Consider the following 22,261-nt stretch of genomic DNA (forward strand, 5'->3'; position numbering starts at 1 on the left):
TTGACGGGGCGTCAGCCATTTTGGCGGGCATAGTCGCGTATCTGCCGCGCCCGCTCGTCCGACGCTGGATGACTGGATAACCATGCTGGTCCCTGTGATCCATATTCCTGCTGCAACTGGTCAAAAAATCGCGCCAGTGCCGCACCGTCATAGCCCGCCTCTGTCGCGATCCTGACGCCCATACGGTCGGCCTCGGCCTCATGCTGGCGGGAATAGGACAGCGACAGCATCGCATTCCCTTCGCGGAGCATATCGCTCAACAATGGGCCGGGATCACCGGCGATCAGCGCGATCAGCAAATAGGTTGTCCCGGCCCGGTAAAGCTGCGTCAGGATATGCTGCTCTGACACATGTGCCAACTCGTGGCCCAGCACGCCCGCAAGAATATCGGCATCGTCAAAGTCCTGAACCAGTTGATCGGTTATCACGACAGTGCCGCCGGGCATGGCAAAGGCATTTGGCCCGACCGCCGGCAGATCGCGAAACAGCAATCGGTAATCGCCCCCGGGCGCAGGTGGCGCATGGCGCACAAGATCGTCAAAGATCGCCTGAACTTGTTGGCGCTTTGCATCATCCAAAGCTGATTTATCCGCCAGCACACGGTCCAGCATCTCGACATTGCTGCGATCAATCGCCCAGACGACCGAATCAGGGGTTACGGCAACGGCCAGCGCGACAATGACACCAACGCCCCATTTCCAGATTCCCCATGCAAAGACCAAACAGCCAAGTGCGAACACCATCAGCCGGGGATGCCACGCCTTTGCCCAGCTCAGCCAGCGATCCGGGCGCATACTGTCCAGAGAGGCCAGGTCGCTGCCTGTCGCCGCCTCGAACAGCCAACCGTTATCCAGATAAACCAATGCAGGAGAATCCGGCATATGCTCGACCCGCAGCACCGTGCCGCCAGTCAGCAAAACGTTCTGATCGTCCAGCACCTTCGCATCAGCGCCACGCCAGACCAGACGGGCAGCCATGCGACGAGAGCTTTGCGGCGCAAAGGCCACCCCCGCCGCATGGCCATCAGGATCAGATGGCGATCCCAAGATCGACCCCTTCGATATCAGTATACGCATCGCCAAGCGCAGACATCTTGCCCGTTTCCGTGCCGATAAACTGATCCAGCGATCCGACGACAATCACCTGTGTGCTGTCAGCAAGATAGCGGGACATGCGCACATGCGCCCACGGCAGCATCAGACCCAGAGTGCAAACGACCACGATGGCATTGCTGAGCGCGATCCACATCAGTCGCATCGGCGCAATATTCGAGACAAAGCGATGTTCGCCTGCCAGCGTCGTGTTCGCATAAACCGCATTGCGCAAAAACGCCTGATAAACAAACGCCGCAGGCAGCACAGCGACAAAAAGCACCACATACATCAGCATCATGTGGATAATCATCCCCTCATCAGGCCCCAGGCCATATTGAGACAAAAAGATGAAATCGCTTATCAGCGCCGGACCGCCAACCACAACAAACCCGACAACCAGCGCAATGATCGCCCAACCTGCGGCCATCAGAAACGCACGATAGAACGGCCAGATCGGGCTGTCGAAGGCAAAACGCGCGGTGCCATAGCGGCTGTTGCCGATGGTATAGCGATGAACGGCTCGTGCGACGAACGGCCATGTGGTATACAGCGTCAACATAGACAGCAGCGGATACAGCATGAACACCAGAAATGCCCGGCCATAGCTGCCTTCAAAGCCGAAGCGCACCCCGGAAAAGCTGGTCATACGCGCATTGAACGCCAGCGCCCGGTTCAACAGCCACGGCAATGCAATCAGCAGGGCAAGTGCCACAAAAATATTAAGGATCGGGATGGCCATCAAGATCAGGCCGATCACGACGATAATTCGCCCGATCAGAATTTGCTGCCCCGTTGCATGGTAATCAAAGCGCCGCCCATCAATCACTGTATGCTGCGCGAAATAGCGCCGCCTGCGCACCTTGGCCCATGCCGAGTAAATTCCAAGTGTAACAATAGACAGCAAGATATTGACAATCCATATCCCGAAATAAGTCTTTGCACTGCCGGTAAACTGCACCTGAAGCGTTTGTTTCTGATCCAACGGATTAACTCTCACAAAATCGTGTTCCTGATGGCGCGCTCTTATCCGCAGAGCCAGCGCAGGTAAAGTATGTTTCATGCATTTGGCTTAACAAAGCTGAAAGCGCTTTGGGCACCCGCACGCCCCCCTCCCCCCCGCTGACAGAGGCGCGGCAGGCTCTGCTTTTGCGGGCAAAATCGGCGACAGAATAAAAACTTTACCTCGCTAACGCTTTGTTAACTCGACTGATCTAGAGAGCACCTTATGTAAGGGTGAAGGCCATGTATCTGATCGCGATATTCACAACGCTTTGTGGACTGTCGGTTTTGACGCAACATGCCGGGCCGGGGCTGACTGTCACGCTCTGGCTGGCAACAGGTGCCGCAATATTGCGGTGCAGGTGTGGTATCGCCATGGCAGATCCCCGCCGTTCACGCCCCCCGGACCTGAAGGCAATGGCCGACCGCCTGCGCGACGGGCTGGATGCGAATGCCGCGATGGTCGCACAGGCGGCACGGGAATGCGGTGAGGGCAACGACCATGCCCTGCGCGATCATGTTCTAAGATTTTGCCAGCACGCCTTGCAGCGCGACGACATCTGCGCGCTGGCCCATCACAACAGTTCGCTGGCAAATGAATTCCGGTCGTGGCTGGGGGACGATCTGATCGCACATATCCGCCTGCATATCCTGCCCCGGTCAGCCTCGCTGCCTCGGCCCCCACTGATGGCGGATGCCCGGCTGATCGCCCATGCGCGGCGTCACGGCTGGCTGGCGCCGACAACTCTGGCCCTGTCATGTGCGGGCAGCCCTGCCCCGAAACCCCGGACACCCGCAACGTCGCCTGAAACTGACAGGCGCTCGGCTCTGGTCATGGCGGCGGGCGTTGGGTAAACACGCGCAAACCTTACAGGACACGCGCATGGCCCGGCATCTTATCACCTCTGCCATTCCTTATATCAACGGCATCAAACATCTGGGCAATCTGGTCGGCAGCCAGTTGCCCGCAGATCTTTACGCCCGCTATCTGCGCGGGCGCGGGCATGAGGTGATGTTCATCTGCGCCACCGACGAACACGGCACCCCCGCCGAACTGGCCGCGGCCAAGGCGGGCCTGCCAGTCGCGGAATATTGTGCGCAGATGCACGAAACGCAGGCCGCGCTGGCGCAGGGCTTTGGCCTGTCCTTTGACCACTTCGGCCGTTCCTCCAGCGAGCGTAATCACATCCTGACCCAGCATTTCGCCGGCAAGCTAGCCGAAAACGGCCTGATCCGCGAAGTTAGCGAGCGTCAGGTCTACTCCATTGACGACAAACGTTTTCTGCCCGACCGCTATATCGAGGGCACCTGCCCCAACTGCGGCTATGACAAGGCGCGCGGCGATCAATGCGAAAACTGCACGAAACAGCTTGACCCGACCGACCTGATCGACCCGCGCAGCGCCATCAGCGGCAGCACCAACCTTGAGGTGCGCGAGACCAAGCACCTCTATCTGCGCCAGTCCGCCCTGAAGGATCAGATCGCCGCGTGGATCGACAGCAAGACCGACTGGCCGATCCTGACCACCTCGATCGCGAAAAAATGGCTGAACGACGGCGATGGCTTGCAGGATCGCGGCATCACCCGCGATCTGCACTGGGGCATCCCGGTGAAAAAGGGCGACCAGCCCTGGCCGGGGATGGAAGGCAAGGTGTTCTACGTCTGGTTCGATGCCCCTATCGAATATATCGCCGCGACCGCCGAATGGGCTGACAAGACCGGCGGCGATTGGGAACGCTGGTGGCGCACCGACAAGGGCGCGGATGACGTGACCTACACCGAGTTCATGGGCAAGGATAACGTGCCCTTCCACACGCTGTCTTTCCCGGCCACAATCATCGGCTCGGGCGAGCCGTGGAAGCTGGTCGATTACATCAAATCCTTCAACTACCTGACCTATGATGGCGGGCAGTTTTCGACCAGCCAGGGGCGCGGCGTGTTCATGGATCACGCGCTGGACATCCTGCCAGCCGATTACTGGCGCTGGTGGCTACTGTCTCACGCCCCGGAATCGGGCGACAGCGAATTCACCTGGGACAATTTCCAGCAATCGGTGAACAAGGATCTGGCCGACGTCCTGGGCAATTTCGTCAGCCGCATCACCAAATTCAGCCGCAGCAAATTCGGCGAAACCATTCCCGAGGGCGGCGCCTACGGCCCCGAGGAAACCGCGCTGATCGACGCCCTGACCGCCCGCATCCGCGCCTATGAGAGCTTTATGGAGGCGATGGAGGTGCGCAAGGCTGCGTCGGAACTGCGCGCGATCTGGGTGCTTGGCAACGAATATCTGCAAAGCGCCGCGCCGTGGTCCACCTTCAAGACCGACCCGGAACGGGCGGCGATGCAGGTGCGGCTGGGGCTGAACCTGATCCGGCTTTACGCGGTGCTGTCGGCCCCGTTCATCCCATTCGCCGCCGACACCATGCTGGCCGCGATGCAGACCGACAACCGCGACTGGCCCGGCGATGTGGCGCAGGCGCTGACCACGCTGCCCCCCGGCCATGCCTTCACCACGCCCGAGGTGCTGTTCGCCAAGATCGCCGACGAACAGCGCGAGGATTGGGCCGAACGGTTCAAGGGGGTCCGCTCGTAACCGCCGCGTCAGACAAGATACCGCCTGCGCCCTGTGCGGGTGGGACGATGCGGCAGCTGGTCTTAGCAGGGCAAAGGGCGCTTGGCGGGCTATGGTATCGTGCCTGTGGCGCAGCGCTCTTTTGCGTGCAACATTGGCGACCGCGGGACACGTGTCTTATCCGGCCCCCACGCATTATGACCCCGGCCCCACCCGGATCACAACCAAGGGGCAGCACGCTGACAGCGGCTGCCGCATCCGCCAGATGTAAGGCCGCGCCGCATGACCATCACCCCCGAACTGATCGCGTTCTGGCTGATCGCCGCCGTTGCGGCCTGGGTGCAGACGCAGGCCGGGTTCGCGCTTGGGTTGATCCTGATGGGCGCGGTCGGGGCGCTGGGGCTGATGCCGGTGCCGCAGGCGGCGGCTGTCACCTCGGTTCTGGTGGTGATGCATGGCGTCACCGTGCTGCTGCGCGGCTGGCGGGCGGCTGACCTGCGGGTGCTGGCCGCGCTGCTGATCGGCGCGCTGCCGGGGATTGTCGTCGGTTATGTGCTGCTCAGCTGGCTGGCGGGGTCAACGGTTGCCGGGCTGCAACTGTTGCTGGGGCTGGTCATCGCCGGATCGGCGCTGCAACTGGCATGGCGGCCGGGCACCATCGAACAACCGACCAGCCCGCCGGTGATGACCGTGACCGGGTTCAGCGGCGGCATTCTGGGCGGGCTGTTCGCCACATCCGGCCCGCCGGTGATCTGGCAACTGTATCGCCAGCCGATGGCCCTGCACACCGTGCGCACCACGCTGCTGGCGTTCTTTTTCGTGACGCAGGTGTTCCGACTGGGCGTGGTGATCGCCAGCGGCGGCCTGACCCTGCCCTTGCTGGTGACAGCCACCGGGGCCGCCCCGGCGGTGCTGCTGGGCACATGGATCGCGCGCCGCTTTCCGCCGCCGGTGTCCCCCGCAACGATCCGCAAGGTGGCCTTGGTGCTGCTGTTTGCCTCGGGCGCGTCGATGGTGATCACGGGGCTGACACGCCTGCTGTAATCCGTGTCATTTAAGTAACAGTTGCGCCGGGCGGGCGGGCCTCTGCTTGCCGCGACCGCCCCTCGCGCCTATTCCCGAGAAAATTACCCAGGAAATGGCAGCGGTCTTGGCTGGCACTCTCAGGCAACAATCCAACCCCTTTGCCGGAGCCGCACCATGCCGCACGCCCGCCCTGCCCTTCGCCGCACTCTTTTGTCGCTGACCGCGCTGACCTGTCCCGCCCTTGCCGCCGCGCAAGACGCACAGCCGACGGTTCTGCAAGAAATCGTCATCACCGCCTCGGGCTTTGAACAGAACGTCGCCGATGCCCCCGCCAGCATCACCGTGATTTCCGGCGAAGAACTGGCGCGGCGCAATATCACCACCCTGACCGATGCGTTGCGTGACGTTCAGGGCGTGGCCGTCACCGGCATTGCCAACGAACAGGACATCAACATCCGCGGTCTGGGCGGCGGCTATACGCTGATCCTTGTGGACGGCAAGCGGCAAGGCACCCGCGAAGCGCGCGTCAACGGCGCCGCCGGGATCGAGCAGAGCTTTATCCCCCCCGTCTCCGCCATTGAACGGATCGAGGTGGTGCGCGGGCCGATGTCGTCGTTGTATGGGTCTGACGCCATGGGCGGCGTGGTGAACATCATCACCAAGCCGGTGTCCGATGTCTGGGGCGGGTCGGTTACTGTCGAAGGGACTGTGCCGGAACATAACAGAGACAGTTCCTCGCGGCAGTTGTCATTTTCGGCCAACGGTCCGCTGATCGCCGATCAGCTTGGTCTGCAAATCTGGGGCCGCGTCTATGACCGGACCGAGGCGCGGATCGTGGACGGTCTGCGCGGGCGCGATCAATTCGACCTGACCGGCCGCCTGACATGGGCAATCAACCCTGAACACGAACTGCGCTTTGAGGCCGGGCGTTCACGGATCGAGGACACCGGCCGCGTCGGGCGCACCATCGCCGAAACCGTGAACGGCGTGGCCCAGAACGACAGCGTGCAGGTGAACACCCGCGAACATGCCTCGCTGACCTATGGCGGCCAGTGGGGCAATGTGACCAGCGATATTTCGCTGCTGCGCGAGGTCGGGCAGCGCAAGACCTATTCCGGCAACGGCTCGCTTTTGTCAGTATCCATGCGCCAGCCCGAGGTGACGAACACCGTTCTGGACGCCAAGTTCACCGCGCCGCTGGAATGGCGGGGGCAGCATCAACTGGTCTTCGGCGGCCAGTATAACCACACCGGCATCGCGGATCAGAACCCCGGCCTGAACGACGGTGTGACCTATGATTTCAGCACCGCGCAATGGGCGCTGTTCGTCGAAGACGAATGGCGGCTGCGCGAGGATTTCGCGCTGACGCTGGGGATGCGCTATAACGATCACCGTGAATTCGGCAGCAAGATCACGCCGCGCATTTATGGTGTCTGGAACGCCAGCCCGGAACTGACGCTTAAAGGCGGCGTCACCACCGGCTATCGCGCACCGTCGATCCGTTCGATCGTGCCAGGCTATTACTACACCACGCAGCGCGGTGCCGGGGTGATCGTGTCGAACCCCGACCTGAAGCCCGAAGAAAGCACCAACTATGAACTGGCGGCGCTGTATGAGGCATCGGGCTGGAGCGTCGGCGCCACCCTGTTCCGCACCGATTTCAAGAACAAGATCGAAAGCTATAACACCGGCACGCCGATCGTCATTGATGGCACCAGCTATAACCGCTGGGATTGGATGAATGTGGGCGAGGCGGTGATCCAGGGCGCTGAACTGACCGCCGACTGGGATGCGACCGATGCGCTGACGCTGCGCGCCTCTTACAGCTTGACCGATTCCGAACAGAAAACCGGCACCTTTGCCGGTCTGCCGCTGGAACGGACGCCCCGCCACATGGCCAGCATTTCGGCGGACTGGGTAACGCCGGTTGATGGGCTGGAGGCATGGGGTGCCATCAACTATCACGGGAAAGAGATCAACTCGGGGGCGCGGATCGGCACCAATGGCACGCCCTATGCCTATGATGCCGACGGCAATGTCATCGCCTATGAATACGCCTCTTACACGACGGTGGACATCGGGGCCAGCTATCAGGTCACGGACCGGGCGCGGCTGAACGGCGCGATCTACAACCTGTTCGACTACGAAATTACGTCAGCCAGCAACAACACCGTTGGCGAAGGCCGCCGTCTGTGGCTGGGGCTGACCGCCGAATTCTGACAATTGCGCTGCCCGGCTGGACTTTGGCCGCCGGGCGGGCAAACTGTGGGTCAACGCAAGCGACGGAGACCCGCATGACGCATTGCATCCTGATCGGCGCGCCGCTGGACGATGGCCAACGGCGCGCCGGTTGCCTGATGGGACCAGCCGCCTATCGCGTGGCCGGGCTGGCGCAGACGCTGACCAATCTGGGCCACACGGTTGACGACCGCGGCGACGTGCTGCCCGGCGCGCAGGGCGATGAAACCAGCACCAATCCCGCCGTCCACCGCCTGCCTCGGGTAATCGCCTGGACCCGCGCCCTGTCCGCCGCCGCCGAATCGGCGATAGAGACGGGGCTGCCGATTTTCATGGGCGGCGATCATGCGCTGTCACTGGGCACCGTCGCCGGGGTCGCGGCACATGCGCAGCGTGCCGGGCGGCCCTTGTTCGTGATCTGGCTGGATGCGCACAGCGATTTCCACACCGTTGACAGCACCTCGTCGGGCAATCTGCACGGCACGCCGATGGCCTATGCCAGCGGGCGGCCCGGCTTTCCCGGCTTTCCGCCCTTCCCCGCGCCGGTGCCGGGTGCGAACATCTGCATGTTCGGCATCCGCAGTGTCGATCCCGCCGAACATGCGGCGATGCAGGACACCGACATCACCGTGAACGACATGCGTGTGCTGGACGAACAGGGCATCAGCGTGCCGCTGCGCGCCTTTCTGGACAGGGTGCGCGCGGCGGGCGGGATGCTGCATGTCTCGCTGGATGTGGATTTTCTGGACCCGTCCATCGCCCCCGCCGTGGGCACCACCGTGCCCGGCGGCGCCACCTTCCGCGAGGCGCATCTGGTGATGGAGCTGCTGCATGAATCGGGCCTTGTGACCAGCCTCGATCTGGTCGAACTGAACCCGTTTCTGGACGACCGTGGCCGCACCGCGAAACTGATGGTCGATCTGGTCGCCAGCCTGATGGGCCGAAAGGTGTTCGACCGCCCGACGCGCAGCTATTGACGCGCGCGCCTGCGCGGGGCAATTGAGAACCGCCGCGCGGGCGTGGCGGAATGGTAGACGCATGGGACTTAAACTCCCTGGGGCGAAAGCCCGTGCGGGTTCAAGTCCCGCCGCCCGCACCAACCGGATCAGGGGGCGCAATGACCCATATGGATAGGATTGCCGACCTGCCGGTGCTGTTCGTCATGGCGGCCGATGCCGAATATGGCCCGGCCCTACGCGCCCGGATCACACCGCTGATAACCGGCATCGGCCCGGTCGAAGGCGGGGTCGCACTGGCCGCCGCGCTGGCGGCGATGGCGGAACGGCCGCGGCTGATCGTCTCGCTGGGGTCTGCTGGGTCGGCACGGCTGGAACAGGCGCGGGTCTATCAGGTCAGCGCCGTGGCATATCGCGATATGGATGCCAGCCCGCTGGGGTTCGAACGCGGGCGCACGCCGTTTCTGGATCTGCCGGCACGCGTCGAATTGCCGCACCGCATCCCCGGCCTGCCCGCCGCCACGCTGTCCACCGGCGGCGCCATCATCAGCGGCGCGGCCTATGACCGGATCGCCGAAGATATGGTCGATATGGAAACCTTCGCCCACCTGCGCGCCGCCATGCGCTGGAACATTCCGCTGATCGGGTTGCGCGGCATTTCCGATGGCGTGGCCGAACTGGGCGGGCTGCACGACTGGACGCAATATCTGCACCTGATCGACGAACGCCTGCGCGAGACTGTCGATGCCCTGGAAGATGCGCTGGAAACGGGTGCCGTCGCGCTGTGAGCGCGCTTGCCCTTGGGCGACGTGCCGCCTAAACCTGCCCCGGACCAGACAAGGGGGCACCATGGCGCGCGGCACAACCACCACCGAAAACCGTCCGGCCAGCCGCCGCGTGGGGGCCTTGCGCGCCTTGCTGCCCTTTGTGCGGCCCTATGGCGGACAGGTGGTGCTGGCGCTGCTGGCGCTGTCGCTGACCGCCGGGATCAGCCTGATCCTGCCGCTGGCCGTGCGCCGCGTGGTGGACGAATTCGACAGCGGCATGGCCCTGCTGAACCAGTATTTCGGCGCGGCGGTGATGATCGTGGCCATGCTGGCCGTGGGCACCGGGCTGCGCTATTTCCTGGTGACGCGGCTGGGTGAACGGATCGTGGCCGACATCCGCAAGGCCGTATTCGCCCGCGTCATCTCCCTGTCACCCGCGTTTTTCGAACGCATCATGACCGGGGAAATCCTGTCGCGGATCACTACCGACACCACGCTGATCCAGTCGGTGATCGGATCGTCCGTATCCATCGCGCTGCGCAATGCGCTGATCCTGATCGGCGGGCTGGCGATGCTGGCCTTTACCTCGCTCAAGCTGATGGGGCTGGTGCTGTTGATCGTGCCGGTGGTCATCGTGCCCATCGTCGTCATGGGGCGGCGGCTGCGGGTGCTGTCGCGCCGCAATCAGGACTGGATCGCAGCCTCCAGCGGTGCGGCATCCGAAAGCCTGCTGGCCGCCGGAACCGTGCAAGCCTACACGCACGAGGCGCGCAGCACCGCCGATTTCGACCGCGTGACCGAGGAATCCTATGACATCGCCATCACCCGCACCCGCACCCGCGCGGTGATGACGGTGGTGGTGATCTTTTTGATCTTTTCCGGCGTTCTGGGTGTGCTGTGGATTGGCGCGCATGATGTGAACGCGGGCCGCCTGACGGTGGGCGAGCTGGTGCAATTCGTCATCTACGCCATTCTTGTGGCCGGTTCGACCGGCGCGCTGACCGAAATCTGGGGCGAGTTGCAGCGCGCAGCCGGTGCCACCGAACGCCTGGCCGAGCTGCTGACCGCCGAGGACAGCCTGTCCGACCCCGCGCATCCTGTTGCCCTGCCCCGCCCGGTGCGCGGTGCTATCGCATTGGATGCGGTCAGCTTTCATTACCCGACCCGGCCCGATGTGTCGGCGCTGGATGATGTCAGCCTGACCATCGCGCCGGGTGAAACCGTGGCGCTGGTCGGGCCTTCGGGTGCTGGGAAAACCACGGTGATCCAGCTTGTGCAGCGGTTCTGGGACCCGGCCGCAGGGCGCGTGACTCTGGACGGGATCGACCTGCGCGACATGGCGCGGGCCGATTTCCGGGGCGAGATGGCCCTGGTGCCACAAGACCCGGTGATCTTTGCCGCATCCGCCCGCGACAACATTCGCTTTGGCCGCCCCGAGGCCAGCGATGCCGAGGTTCAGGCCGCCGCCGCCGCCGCCCATGCCGATGGTTTCATCGCCGCGCTGCCGCAGGGCTATGACACGCCCCTGGGGGAACGCGGGGTGATGCTGTCGGGCGGGCAGCGTCAACGCATCGCCATTGCCCGCGCCATCCTGCGCGACGCCCCCATCCTGCTGCTGGACGAGGCGACCAGCGCGCTGGACGCCGAATCCGAGGTTGCCGTGCAAGAGGCGGTGAACCGGCTGGCACACGGGCGCACCACCATTATCGTTGCGCACCGGCTGGCGACGGTCAAACGGGCGGATCGGATCGTCGTCTTTGAACAGGGGCGCATCATCGCGCAGGGCACGCATGACGAACTGGTGGCGCAGGGTGGGCTGTATGCGCGGCTGGCGCGGCTGCAATTCACCGACGGCGCCGCCGAAGCCGTGATCTGACCACGCTATTTCGGCGCGGCATAGACCGCCGCCCAGAACACTGTTTTACCGTCTGATCCGACCGCGCGCCCGATGCCCATTTCCTGCACCTGCGGGATGTTGATATTGGCCAGATGCCCGCTGGAGCTGTTCCATTCAGCCAGCACCCGGTTCAGGCCAAACGGCCCGGCGGCGATGTTTTCGGCGGTGATCCGCGGCTGATAGCCCAGCGCCTTGACCCGCTGCGAGGGACCGGATGTCCCCTTGCCGACATGGGCCATGCGCCCGCGTTCGGCCATGTCGCAGGCATGACGTTCCGCCGCACGGGCCAGCGTGGCATTGCCGCGCACCGGCGGCAGCCCCACGCGCGCACGCGCGCTGTTGGTCGCGGCAACGCCCGCCGCCAGATCGGCGGCAGATGTCCGCTGACAGACCGCCTGCCCCGGCGCGGTGGCCTGAATATCATGCGGATCATTGGGGTCAGGCGGTGCCATCCAGCCGCGATCAGCAGAATCGCCGGGCGCACAGGCAGCCACAGCCAGCAGCATCAGAACGGACAAGGTAGAACGGCGCATTTTCACCCCAAACAGACAGAATTTTCCCGGAAAGTGCCGATTGAGTGACCAAAATACAACCGATAATTGCGCAGCATTTTAATCACTGGCGAAAATCCGGCCGATATGGAACGCTTTGGCCGCAAAGGCGTTTCTTTACGCCGATCACCCATCGAAAGGATATGCAGATGGCAGTTTGGGATTTCGTCAAGGACGCGGGAAAGTCGCTGTTCGGTTCCAAGGCCGAGGCCAGCGAGGCGCAGCCTCAGCCGCAGGCCGCCCCCGAAAAAACCGCCGAGCAGGCTGAAACCGACCGCAAGGTCGCCGCGCTGAATGCCGAGGTCAAGGCGCTTGGCCTGACCGGCAAAGACGTGCATCTGCGCCTGCGCGGTGACACCGTGATCGTCGAATCAAAGGGCGCCGATCGCGAGACGATGGAAAAGCTGATCCTTGCGGTGGGCAATATTCAGGGCATCGCCAAGGTCGAGGCAGATCTGCCCGACGCCCCCGAGGCCCAGGGCAAGGCGCCCGTGTTCCACACCGTCGAAAAGGGCGAAACCCTGTCGGCCATTGCCAAGAAATATCTGGGCAGCGCCAACAAATACAACGACATCTTCGAGGCGAACCGCCCAATGCTGTCGCATCCCGACAAGATCTATCCGGGGCAAAAGCTGCGGATTCCGGGCGCCTGATCCGGTTCTGACGCTGCGTTTTACAACGGGGCGGGGGGCTGACCCTTGCCCCGTTCCGCATTTCTGGCCCATGTTGACAAAAATGACGCAAGCCGGAGGGGGTTTGCGCGGGGAGGACAAGACCAATGGGCCGTTTCAACAGTATTGCCGACCGTGATCGTGTCGAAGGCGAAATGTCGTATGACAGCCGGGATTTACCCAAGACGATCTATGGCTTTTTACAGCGTGTCGCAGGGCGGTTTCCTGACCGGCCCGCCGTCAGCTTTCAGTTGCTGTCCGGTCCGCGCGATCACGCCACCACGCTGACATGGCAGGATCTGCTGGAGCGGGTGACGGAAACCGCAAACCTGTTCCGCAGCCTTGGCGTGGGGCCGCGTGACACCATCGCCTATCTGCTGCCCAACAGCATTGAAACGCCGGTGGTTCTGCTGGCCGGGGCGACCGCCGGTATCGTCAACCCGATCAACCCGCTGCTGGACGCCGAACAGATCGCCGCCATCCTGCGCGAAACGCGGGCCAAGGTGCTGGTGACGCTGAAGCCCTTCCCCAAAACAGACGTGGCGCAAAAGGCCGCGCAGGCTGTCGCCGCCGCGCCCGGCGTGACCCATATCATCGAGGTAGACCTGAACCGCCATCTGCGCGGCGTCAAACGCTGGATCGTGCCGCTGATCCGCCCCAAGGTGACGGCGAAACACCAGGCCAAAGTGCTGGACTTCGAGGCCGCCGCCAGCGGCCAGCGCCATGACAAGCTGACCTTTGACGACCCGCAGATCGACCGCGTGGCCGCCTATTTCCACACCGGCGGCACCACCGGGATGCCAAAGGTCGCGCAGCACAAATACTCGGGGATGATCTATAACGGCTGGCTGGGCGGGACGCTGCTGTTCGATGAAACCGACGTGCTGATCTGCCCGCTGCCGCTGTTCCACGTCTTTGCGGCCTATCCGATCCTGATGTCCTGTATCGCATCGGGGGCGCATATGGTCATGCCGACGCCTGCCGGATACCGGGGCGATGGCGTGTTCGACAACTTCTGGAAACTGATCGAACGCTGGCAGGTTTCCTTCCTGATTACCGTGCCCACCGCGATTGCCGCGCTGATGCAGCGCCCGGTGGATGCCGACGTGTCATCGCTGCGCACCGCCATTTCAGGCTCGGCGCCGCTGCCGGTGGAACTGTATAACCGCTTCAGACAGGCAACCGGGGTCGAAATCTCCGAGGGCTATGGGCTGACCGAGGCAACCTGCCTTGTATCCTGCAACCCTGTGGACGGGCTGAAGAAAGTCGGCTCGGTCGGCATCCCCCTGCCCTATTCGCACGTCAAGATTTTGCGCCGCAGCAACGGCGGCTATCGAGAATGCGAGGTCGATGAGATCGGCGAAATCTGCGTCGCCAGCCCCGGCGTCTTCGAAGGCTCGACCTATACCGAGGACGACAAGAACAGCGACCTGTTCGCCGAAGACCGCTTTCTGCGCACCGGCGATCTGGGGCGGCTGGACCAGGATGGCTATCTGTGGATCACCGGGCGGGCCAAGGATCTGATTATTCGCGGCGGCCACAACATCGACCCGGCCGAGATCGAAGACGGGCTGTTGTCGCATCCCGCCGTCGCCTTTGCCGGTGCCATCGGCCAGCCCGACGCCTTTGCGGGCGAACTGCCCTGTGTCTATGTGGAACTGGTGCAGGGCGCATCTGTTACCCAAGACGAACTGATGGCCCATGCCCGCGCCAATATCCACGAACGCGCGGCATTTCCCAAGCATCTGGAAATCCTGCCCGAGCTGCCGAAAACCGCCGTCGGCAAAATCTTCAAGCCGGACCTGCGCAAACGCGCCATTGCCCGCGTGCTGGATTCGGTTCTGGCGGGCACCGGCGTCCATGTCGTCGAAGTGGTCGAGGATAAGAAACGCGGCCTTGTCGCCCGGCTGGACGCACAGGGCGACACCCCCACTGACAAAGACGCTGCAATGGCACGGCTGGGGGAATTCGCGCTGCCTTGGGAATGGGTATAACGGCTGGCCCGGCCTGATCCGGGCCAACCCGGATCAGCCGTTCAGCACCTTGCGGCCACGGGCGATCAGCTCTTGCAGATCGTCGATTGACAACGCACCAAAGGCGGCCTCGTCCCCAGCGATAAAGGTGGGCGTGCCCATCAGCCCCATATGTTCAGCCAGCATAAAGCTGTTGCTGATGTGCTCGGACACCGATTCAGATTCCATATCGCGACGCAGCCGGGCCTCGTCCAGCCCGACATCGCGGGCTGCGCGCAGCACCGATGCCTCTTCGGCACGTCCGCGCATCCCCATCAGGGCCGCATGAAGTTGCCAGTATTTCCCCTGTCGCAATGACGCCAGCGAGGCACGGGCCGCAAATTCCGACCCTTCGCCAAACACCGGCCATTCGCGAAAGACAATGCGCAGGTTCGGGTCAGCCGAAATCAGCCGCTGCATCGTGCCGACCATGCGGCGGCAAAAGCTGCAATTGTAATCAAAGAACTCGGTCAGGGTGATGTCGCCGTTCGGATTACCCAGAACTGGCGCGTTGGGATCACGCTCTAACGACCGCCGCAGCGATTCCGGCATCGGATTATCACGGGCGACAGCCCGCAGAGGCAGAACCGAGGTCATGGTGAGCGCGGCGGCGCTGAGGATCGTGTGGCGACGGCTAAGCATCCAAGGTTCCTTTCCAGAAAAACTACGCCCCTCTTACCCATATGGGCAGAGGGGCAACAGTCAAGATGGCGTCAGATCGGTTCAGAAAACGCCCAGAAGATACAGGATAATAATGATCGGAATTGGAATCCCGATCAGCCAAAGCAAAATCCCACGCATGGTTTCCCCTTTCATATAACTGTAAAATAAGAATTTAATGACCCTTAAGTTCCCTTATCAAAGATCAACCGTTGTCCGCCGCCGCGCCACATGGTCAGATGCGGCGCAATGACAGCGGGGGAAGGATGCGCTTTTTAACCGTCGAGCATCAGATATATGCGCTGGTCGCCGTGCTTGGCACGGTGGCGACGGTTCTGGTTCTGGGCTGGCTGCTGCACCGGCCCGGCTGGGGGCGGGTCGCCCGCGACTGGCATGGCGTGGTGCCGCCCTTTGTCAACATCACCGGCACCCTGTTCGCCCTGACGCTGGCCTTTATCGCCAACGATACCTGGGCCGCGCGCGACCGGGCGCTGGATTCCGTCTTCCGCGAGGCCGAGGCGCTGCGCAGCCTGCTGACCCTGGCCGAACTGCTGCCCGACGGTCCGGCCCATGATCTGGCGGGGCGGGTGCGCGATTATGGGCAGGCGGCAGCGGCGGAATGGCCCGCGCTGCGCCGCGCCGAATCCGATCCGGCGACCAGCCGGGCTGCTGATGCGATGCTGATCGCGGCGGCCTCGCCCGCTGTGCAGAATGCGGTCCCGCCGCCGGTCGGGCAGGCGCTGTTGGAACGGGTCGGCAGCTTGCGCGCGGATCGCGATATGCGAGTGGCGTTGACTCAAACACATCTGAACCCGCTCAAATGGATGGCGATGGCGTGGCTGGGCTTTTTGACGCTGGTCAGCGTTGCGGCCGTTCATGTCGAAAACCGCAATGCGCTGCGGCTGGCGGTGGGGCTGTTTGCACTGGCGGCGGCACCGGCGGCGGCCATCGTGCTGATGCAGGGCAACCCGTTTCAGGAACCTGCGGCGGTGACAGCAGCCTCAATCAGCGCCGCCATCAACGAATGACTGATACCGCCCAGCCTGCCGCAAAGCCGCCACCGCCGACAAAACCCCCATGGCCCGCATCAGATCATGCAGACGGAACAGGAAACCGCCGGGTCAAAACCGCACCCCGGTTTATGCGACATGAGGCCTTGCCTCCTGTTCCAAATCAAACCGCCGGACAGCAACTATACGGCCCGGCGGCTGACATGTGTTTAGCGGGTAAATTTCTTGTATTTCACCCGCTTGGGCTCAACCGCATCCGGCCCAAGGCGGCGGATTTTGTCTTCTTCATAGGCTTCAAAGTTACCCTCGAACCATTCGACATGGGCATCGCCTTCAAACGCCAGAATATGCGTGCAAAGCCGGTCAAGGAAGAAACGGTCGTGGCTGATAATAACCGCGCAACCGGCGAAATCCTCCAGCGCGGCCTCCAACGCCTGTAAGGTTTCCACGTCCAGATCGTTGGTCGGTTCGTCCAGCAACAGAACGTTTCCACCGGATTTCAACAGCTTGGCCATGTGAACGCGGTTGCGTTCCCCGCCCGAAAGCTGACCAACTTTTTTCTGCTGATCGCCGCCCTTGAAATTAAAGGCCGAACAATAGGCGCGGCTGTTCATCTGTGCATCGCCCAGCACAATCTGTTCCGCCCCGCCGGAAATTTCTTCCCAGACGGTTTTATTCGGGTCCAGCGCATCGCGCGACTGATCGACATAAGACAATTGCACGGTATCACCGAAAGTAATTTCCCCGGCATCAGGCTTTTCATGTCCGGTCAGCATTCGGAACAGCGTAGATTTACCGGCGCCGTTCGGCCCGATCACGCCGACAATACCTCCCGGCGGCAGGCTGAATTCCAGATCCTCGATCAACAGCTTGTCGCCCATAGCCTTTTTCAGACCATTAACCTCGATCACCTTGGATCCAAGCCGTTCGCCATTCGGAATAATAATCTGCGCGCGCGACAGCTTTTCACGTTCGGATTCGGCAGCCATTTCATTATAGGCGTTGATCCGCGCCTTTTGCTTGGCCTGACGCGCCTTGGCGCCAGCGCGAATCCATTCCAGTTCGCGTTCCAGCGTTTTCTGTTTTGCCTTATCCTCGCGCGCCTCTTGTTCCAGACGCTTGGCTTTCTGTTCCAGCCATGCCGAATAATTGCCCTCATAGGGAATACCGCGCCCGCGATCCAGTTCCAGAATCCAGCCGGTAATATCGTCAAGGAAATAGCGGTCGTGCGTCACGCACAGAATGGTGCCGGGATATTCGATCAGGTGCTTTTGCAGCCAGGCAATCGTTTCAGCATCAAGGTGGTTGGTCGGTTCATCCAGAAGCAGCATATCCGGCGCTTCCAGCAGCAGCTTGCACAAAGCCACACGGCGGCGTTCCCCGCCCGAAAGCGTCGAAACATCCGCATCATCGGGCGGACAGCGCAAAGCCTCCATCGCCACGTCGATCTGGCTGTCCAAATCCCACAAATTCTGCGCGTCGATTTCATCCTGTAACGCGGCCATTTCCTCGGCCGTTTCATCGGAGTAATTCATCGCCAATTCATTATAGCGATCCAGCTTGGCCTGTTTCGCCTTGACGCCTTCCATGACGTTGCCGCGCACATTCAACGCCTCATCCAGCTGCGGCTCTTGCGGCAAATAACCGACCGTCGCCCCTTTCGCGGCCCAGGCCTCGCCGGAAAAATCCTTGTCCCAGCCGGCCATAACGCGCAACAGGGTCGATTTACCGGCGCCGTTCACGCCGACGACGCCGATTTTCACCCCCGGCAGAAAATTCAGCCGGATATTTTCGAACACCTTCTTCCCGCCGGGATAGGTTTTGGACACGCCGTCCATGTGATAGACGAACTGATAGGACGCCATGGGATTCTCCTGCAATGCTTGGCGGGTATGTAGGGGTTTTGCGCGACCGATGAAAGGTCAGCGCGTCTCGGCCAGAAAATCGGGGCCGAAGGTGTCGGCCAGAAAGGCAGTCTGCGGAGCCAGCCGTTCAGCCAGCGCGGCCACCGCCTGCGGGGGCGGCACCAGCCCGTCGGGCGTGGCAAAGACCCGGTTGCGCAGCCCGCTATAGGCAAAGGCCCCGATACCCAGATGCGTTTCAACCGCCTGCATCACCGCATCCGGGGCCTGCCCGATGCTGCCATAAGGCAAGATCAGCAACCGCTCGCCGAAATGCCGCTGCCAGCGCGGCACATAAGCGGCATAGTCGCCGCGTTCGGCCAGCACCGGGTTCGCCACCTCGGTCAGCCAGTCGTCCAGCGTGACGGGGTGACGCTTTTCCCGCATCAGGTTCATGCGCAGTTGCGACACCGCCCGGTCCACCGGATCGCGGATCAGATAGATCACCCGCGCCCGCCCCAGAAACCGCGCGACATGCGCCACGCCTTCATCCGGCAGGGTCGAGTATTCGGGGCTGAAATCCGCAGGCATCGCATGGGCGGGCGCGGGGGCGAAGATGCGCTTGTACCAGTGATTCGTGAACATCCGCTTGCCCGCGCAGATCGCATCCAGCCAGGCGTCCACCTCGGGCGGGATCGGGCTTTGCCGCCGCTTGTGCCGGGCGCGGATTTCGGCGGGCATAGTGCGATAGTGCCAGTTGATCCAATAGCGATGGCCGGGGATGAACTGATAGTTGAAATAATGCGCCTCTTTGAACGGCGGCAGCCAGACCTGCGGATGCTGCCCCAGAACCTGCGCCAGCCAGCTTGTCCCCGCCTTTTGCGCACCGATACACAGCACATCAGGCTTGCGCGGCGCACCGTCCGGGTTCCAGTCATAGTGGATGGGCTGGGGCCTCAAACCCGCCCCCAAAGATCATACTCCCCCGCCTCGTCCACTGTGACGGTTACGATGTCGCCGGGGGTCAGCCCTTCGAAGCCTTCGTCGATGAACAGGTTCCCGTCGATTTCCGGCGCATCGGACATGGTGCGGCAGGTTGCGCCTTGATCGTCCACCTCATCCACGATCACCTGTTGGCGGGTGCCGACTTTGGCCGCCAGCTTCGCCTCGGAAATCGCCTGTGCCTTGGCCATGAAGCGATCCCAGCGGTCCTGTTTCACCTCGGACGGCACATGATCCGGCAGATCATTCGCCCGCGCCCCGGCGACGTTTTCGTATTGAAAACAACCGACGCGATCCAGTTGCGCCTCGTCCAGCCAGTCCAGCAAGGTCTGGAATTCAGCCTCGGTCTCGCCGGGATAGCCGACGATAAAGGTGGACCGCAGCGTGATGTCAGGACACACAGCCCGCCACGCCGCGATCTCGTCCAACGTTTTCGCCGCCGCCGCAGGCCGGGCCATCCGGCGCAGCGTGTCGGGATGCGCGTGTTGGAACGGAATGTCCAGATAGGGCAGCACCAGCCCCTCGGCCATCAGCGGGATCAGGTCGCGCACATGCGGGTAGGGATAGACGTAATGCAGCCGGACCCAAGCGCCCAAGCTGCCTAGATCGCGCGCCAGATCAGTGATATGCGCGCGATGCCCCCGCTCAACCTCGTGCCGCCGGTCCAGCCCGTAGGCGCTGGTGTCCTGGCTGATGACCAGCAGTTCCCGCACCCCGTTTTCGACCAGCTTTTCTGCCTCGCGCACCACCGCATGGGCCGGTCGGCTGACCAGACGCCCGCGCATGTCGGGGATGATGCAGAACTTGCAGTGGTGGTTACAACCCTCTGAAATCTTGAGATAAGCGTAATGCCGCGGGGTCAGCCGCACGCTGGATGCAGGCATCAGATCCACAAAAGGATCGGGCGCGGGCGGCACCGCCAGATGCACCGCGTCCAAGACCTGTTCATATTGATGCGGCCCCGTCACCGCCATCACGCTGGGATGCGCGCCGGTGATATAGTCCGGCTCGGCCCCCAGGCATCCGGTCACGATCACCCGGCCGTTTTCAGCCAAAGCCTCGCCAATCGCCTCAAGGCTTTCGGCCTTGGCGCTGTCCAGAAAACCGCAGGTGTTCACGATCACCGCATCCGCGCCCGCGTAATCGGGGCTGATCGCATAGCCCTCGGCCCGCAGGCGGGTCAGGATGCGTTCGCTGTCCACCAGCGCCTTGGGGCAGCCAAGGCTGACCATGCCGATGGTCGGCTGGCCGGGGCGGGCGGCATCCTGCGGCACATGGGCGCGGGCAAGGTCGGGGCGGATGATCGGCGGGTTCTGGGTCATGGCCGCGCTATACTGCGCGGCGGGGCGGTTGTTAAGCCTGCGTTGCGCAGGGCTGGCCCCACTGCTATCCCTCATGCCTGTTCAACGGGAAGAAATCCATGCCGCGCCTTTTGCTTGCCCTGCCTGCACTGCTTGTCCTTGCTGCCTGCGACGAACAGGGCACACCCCCCGCCGACACCGCGCAGGTGTTCAAATCCTTTGGCACCACGCAATGCAACCCCGCCCCCGAACGGCTGGAGACCCTGGCAGCCGAGCTGACCGGCGCCGGGATCACCGTTCTGGACCAGACCGAATCCGATGACGGCATGATGCGCATCACCCTGTGCGGATCACCCGACGGACGGATCGGCGTCTTTACCATCCCCAGCGATCAAACCGCACAAGCCGAAACCGCCGGCTTTCAGCTTTGGGATCAAAGCCCGCCTGAATGATTCGGGCGGGCAAGGCGCTTCAGTCGTCTGCGGCCACCGGTGCCAGCGCAATCATCGACACGCCGCTGGAAATCAGTTCGACGGCCAGCAGAATACCCAGAACGGACAGTGCAGAAACCGGGAAGTTGGCAAAGATCATGATCGCCAGCAGGACGGACACCGCGCCACTGAAAAGAACCAGCCAAAAGGCCCCCGTTCCCCGCAGCGAGAACGATAAAACGATCCGGAATATCCCGCCCACCAAAAACATGGCGGCAACCACGGCGGTCAGCGCGATAATCCCGTGCAGCGGGTTGGCCAGCAACGCCACCCCCAGCAGGATCGCGGCCACCCCGACCAGCACGGCCCAGATCCGCCCGCCCCAGCCTTCGGCGCGAAAGGCCAGAACGGCGCCAAGGATGCCGACGAACAGAAAGGTCCAGCCCGCCAGTTGCTCGGCGGTCAGGGTCGCGGCCAGCGGGTTGGCTAGCGCCAGAACCCCGGCGATGATCGAGATAACCCCCAGAATGATCCATAAAGTGCGATTCATGTCATGGCCTCCGCCTGCTTCACGAGTTCTGTCGCAAGTTCAACTGATTGACATGAAATTGTCAAATATTGACTAATTTGTCAGATCACCCACCAACACAAGCACGATCCCGCGCAGATCACGATGAAGTCTCTTTCCTCGGATCGCCGCTCCAAGCATGATGCAGCCATGAAACACGCACTTGCCCTGATCCTTCCCCTTTTGCTGGCCGCCTGCGTCCCCGACCTCGCGGCCAGCCAACAGCGGCCCGCCACCCCCGTTCGCGCGGGGGCCGAACCCATCGTCATCCGCAACGACCGCGGCGGCAATGTCATGCAGGCCATCGCGCGACGCAACCAGCTGGCGCAATCCGGTCGCCGGGTCGAGGTGCGCGGCTATTGCCGCTCGGCCTGCACGATCTACATCACCCTGCCGAACGCCTGCCTTGGCCCCGGCGCACGGGTCGGCTTCCACGCCCCCCGGATCGAGGGCACGACGATCATCCCGCCCTATGTCGATCAGATGATGGGGGCCTATTACCGCAATGGCATCCGCGACCGCTGGTTCGGCGGCTGGAACACCTCGCGCCAGATGCAGATCATCTCGGCCCGCGAATATGTCAAACTGGACCCGCAGACCAAACTGTGCCGCTAGGCGGCGTCTTCATTTAAGTGATCCATGCCATAGCGCATGCGAGATCGACG

20 protein-coding genes and 1 tRNA gene are annotated in these 22,261 nt (G+C 62.8%); 13 read left to right on the forward strand and 8 right to left on the reverse strand.

What is annotated here, in order from left to right:
* Positions 1–11: 11 nt before the first annotated feature.
* Both Q4G22_RS13300 and Q4G22_RS13305 read right to left on the reverse strand, forming a co-directional pair.
* Positions 12–1,046 carry a M48 family metallopeptidase gene (locus Q4G22_RS13300; protein ID WP_303386378.1) on the reverse strand — a complete coding sequence of 345 codons (1,035 nt, stop codon included), beginning with the start codon at positions 1,044–1,046 and terminating at the stop codon, positions 12–14.
* Positions 1,030–2,091, reverse strand: a complete 1,062-nt coding sequence (locus Q4G22_RS13305; RefSeq protein WP_303386379.1) for a YjgN family protein — start codon at positions 2,089–2,091, stop codon at positions 1,030–1,032. Before Q4G22_RS13305 ends, Q4G22_RS13300 begins: the two co-directional genes overlap by 17 nt.
* Positions 2,092–2,468: 377 nt before the next feature.
* Here Q4G22_RS13305 and Q4G22_RS13310 point away from each other — a divergent pair, with 377 nt between their 5' ends.
* The 8 genes from Q4G22_RS13310 (at position 2,469) to Q4G22_RS13345 (ending at position 11,528) form a co-directional block, all read left to right on the forward strand.
* On the forward strand, positions 2,469–2,948 hold the full coding sequence (locus Q4G22_RS13310) for a hypothetical protein (RefSeq protein WP_303386380.1): 480 nt from the start codon (positions 2,469–2,471) through the stop codon (positions 2,946–2,948).
* A 28-nt stretch (positions 2,949–2,976) separates the two neighbouring features.
* Positions 2,977–4,686: a methionine--tRNA ligase gene (metG, locus tag Q4G22_RS13315; RefSeq protein WP_303386381.1), complete on the forward strand. Its 1,710-nt coding sequence runs from the start codon at positions 2,977–2,979 to the stop codon at positions 4,684–4,686.
* 261 nt (positions 4,687–4,947) lie between these two features.
* A complete protein-coding gene (locus Q4G22_RS13320; protein WP_303386382.1) occupies positions 4,948–5,709 on the forward strand; it encodes a sulfite exporter TauE/SafE family protein in 762 nt (253 codons plus the stop codon).
* A 156-nt stretch (positions 5,710–5,865) separates the two neighbouring features.
* The gene (locus tag Q4G22_RS13325; protein ID WP_303386383.1) at positions 5,866–7,911 is read left to right on the forward strand and encodes a TonB-dependent receptor; all 2,046 of its coding nucleotides are present in this window, start codon (positions 5,866–5,868) and stop codon (positions 7,909–7,911) included.
* A 74-nt stretch (positions 7,912–7,985) separates the two neighbouring features.
* Entirely contained in the window at positions 7,986–8,906 is a 921-nt protein-coding gene (gene rocF, locus Q4G22_RS13330) for an arginase (protein WP_303386384.1), read from the forward strand.
* 36 nt (positions 8,907–8,942) lie between these two features.
* Positions 8,943–9,028 (forward strand) — tRNA-Leu (locus tag Q4G22_RS13335).
* A gap of 18 nt (positions 9,029–9,046) precedes the next feature.
* Positions 9,047–9,673 (forward strand): 5'-methylthioadenosine/S-adenosylhomocysteine nucleosidase, encoded by a 627-nt coding sequence (locus Q4G22_RS13340; RefSeq protein ID WP_303386385.1) that lies wholly within the window; start codon positions 9,047–9,049, stop codon positions 9,671–9,673.
* Between the two features lie 61 nt (positions 9,674–9,734).
* On the forward strand, positions 9,735–11,528 hold the full coding sequence (locus Q4G22_RS13345; RefSeq protein WP_303386386.1) for an ABC transporter transmembrane domain-containing protein: 1,794 nt from the start codon (positions 9,735–9,737) through the stop codon (positions 11,526–11,528).
* 5 nt (positions 11,529–11,533) lie between these two features.
* On the opposite strand, the gene Q4G22_RS13350 is transcribed toward Q4G22_RS13345, so the two are convergent.
* Positions 11,534–12,082 (reverse strand): CAP domain-containing protein, encoded by a 549-nt coding sequence (locus Q4G22_RS13350; protein WP_303386387.1) that lies wholly within the window; start codon positions 12,080–12,082, stop codon positions 11,534–11,536.
* A 167-nt stretch (positions 12,083–12,249) separates the two neighbouring features.
* Here Q4G22_RS13350 and lysM point away from each other — a divergent pair, with 167 nt between their 5' ends.
* Together lysM and Q4G22_RS13360 are read left to right on the forward strand one after the other, a co-directional pair.
* Positions 12,250–12,753 carry a peptidoglycan-binding protein LysM gene (gene lysM / locus Q4G22_RS13355; protein ID WP_303386388.1) on the forward strand — a complete coding sequence of 168 codons (504 nt, stop codon included), beginning with the start codon at positions 12,250–12,252 and terminating at the stop codon, positions 12,751–12,753.
* Positions 12,754–12,878: 125 nt separating this feature from the next.
* On the forward strand, positions 12,879–14,765 hold the full coding sequence (locus tag Q4G22_RS13360; protein WP_303386389.1) for an acyl-CoA synthetase: 1,887 nt from the start codon (positions 12,879–12,881) through the stop codon (positions 14,763–14,765).
* A gap of 33 nt (positions 14,766–14,798) precedes the next feature.
* Here Q4G22_RS13360 and Q4G22_RS13365 read toward each other — a convergent pair whose 3' ends face one another.
* Entirely contained in the window at positions 14,799–15,425 is a 627-nt protein-coding gene (locus Q4G22_RS13365) for a DsbA family protein (protein WP_303386390.1), read from the reverse strand.
* Between the two features lie 284 nt (positions 15,426–15,709).
* On the opposite strand from Q4G22_RS13365, the gene Q4G22_RS13370 reads away from it, so the two are divergent.
* Positions 15,710–16,471, forward strand: a complete 762-nt coding sequence (locus Q4G22_RS13370) for a hypothetical protein (protein ID WP_303386391.1) — start codon at positions 15,710–15,712, stop codon at positions 16,469–16,471.
* A 191-nt stretch (positions 16,472–16,662) separates the two neighbouring features.
* Here the strand turns inward: Q4G22_RS13370 and ettA are convergent, their stop codons facing one another.
* The 3 genes from ettA to rimO are packed head-to-tail and all read right to left on the reverse strand — an operon-like array spanning position 16,663 to position 20,618.
* Positions 16,663–18,318: an energy-dependent translational throttle protein EttA gene (gene ettA / locus Q4G22_RS13375; protein ID WP_303386392.1), complete on the reverse strand. Its 1,656-nt coding sequence runs from the start codon at positions 18,316–18,318 to the stop codon at positions 16,663–16,665.
* Between the two features lie 57 nt (positions 18,319–18,375).
* A complete protein-coding gene (locus tag Q4G22_RS13380; RefSeq protein WP_303386393.1) occupies positions 18,376–19,254 on the reverse strand; it encodes a sulfotransferase in 879 nt (292 codons plus the stop codon).
* On the reverse strand, positions 19,251–20,618 hold the full coding sequence (gene rimO, locus Q4G22_RS13385) for a 30S ribosomal protein S12 methylthiotransferase RimO (protein WP_303386394.1): 1,368 nt from the start codon (positions 20,616–20,618) through the stop codon (positions 19,251–19,253). Before rimO ends, Q4G22_RS13380 begins: the two co-directional genes overlap by 4 nt.
* 98 nt (positions 20,619–20,716) lie before the next feature.
* Between rimO and Q4G22_RS13390 the strand changes: the two genes are divergently transcribed.
* The gene (locus Q4G22_RS13390) at positions 20,717–21,049 is read left to right on the forward strand and encodes a hypothetical protein (protein WP_303386395.1); all 333 of its coding nucleotides are present in this window, start codon (positions 20,717–20,719) and stop codon (positions 21,047–21,049) included.
* Between the two features lie 19 nt (positions 21,050–21,068).
* Here the strand turns inward: Q4G22_RS13390 and Q4G22_RS13395 are convergent, their stop codons facing one another.
* Complete coding sequence (locus Q4G22_RS13395; RefSeq protein ID WP_303386396.1) at positions 21,069–21,578, reverse strand: HdeD family acid-resistance protein; 510 nt, start codon at positions 21,576–21,578, stop codon at positions 21,069–21,071.
* Between the two features lie 168 nt (positions 21,579–21,746).
* Between Q4G22_RS13395 and Q4G22_RS13400 the strand changes: the two genes are divergently transcribed.
* Positions 21,747–22,211 carry a hypothetical protein gene (locus tag Q4G22_RS13400; protein ID WP_303386397.1) on the forward strand — a complete coding sequence of 155 codons (465 nt, stop codon included), beginning with the start codon at positions 21,747–21,749 and terminating at the stop codon, positions 22,209–22,211.
* Positions 22,212–22,261 lie beyond the last annotated feature (50 nt).

The organism is Paracoccus sp. (in: a-proteobacteria), assembly GCF_030538655.1.
Taxonomy (GTDB): Bacteria; Pseudomonadota; Alphaproteobacteria; order Rhodobacterales; family Rhodobacteraceae; genus Paracoccus.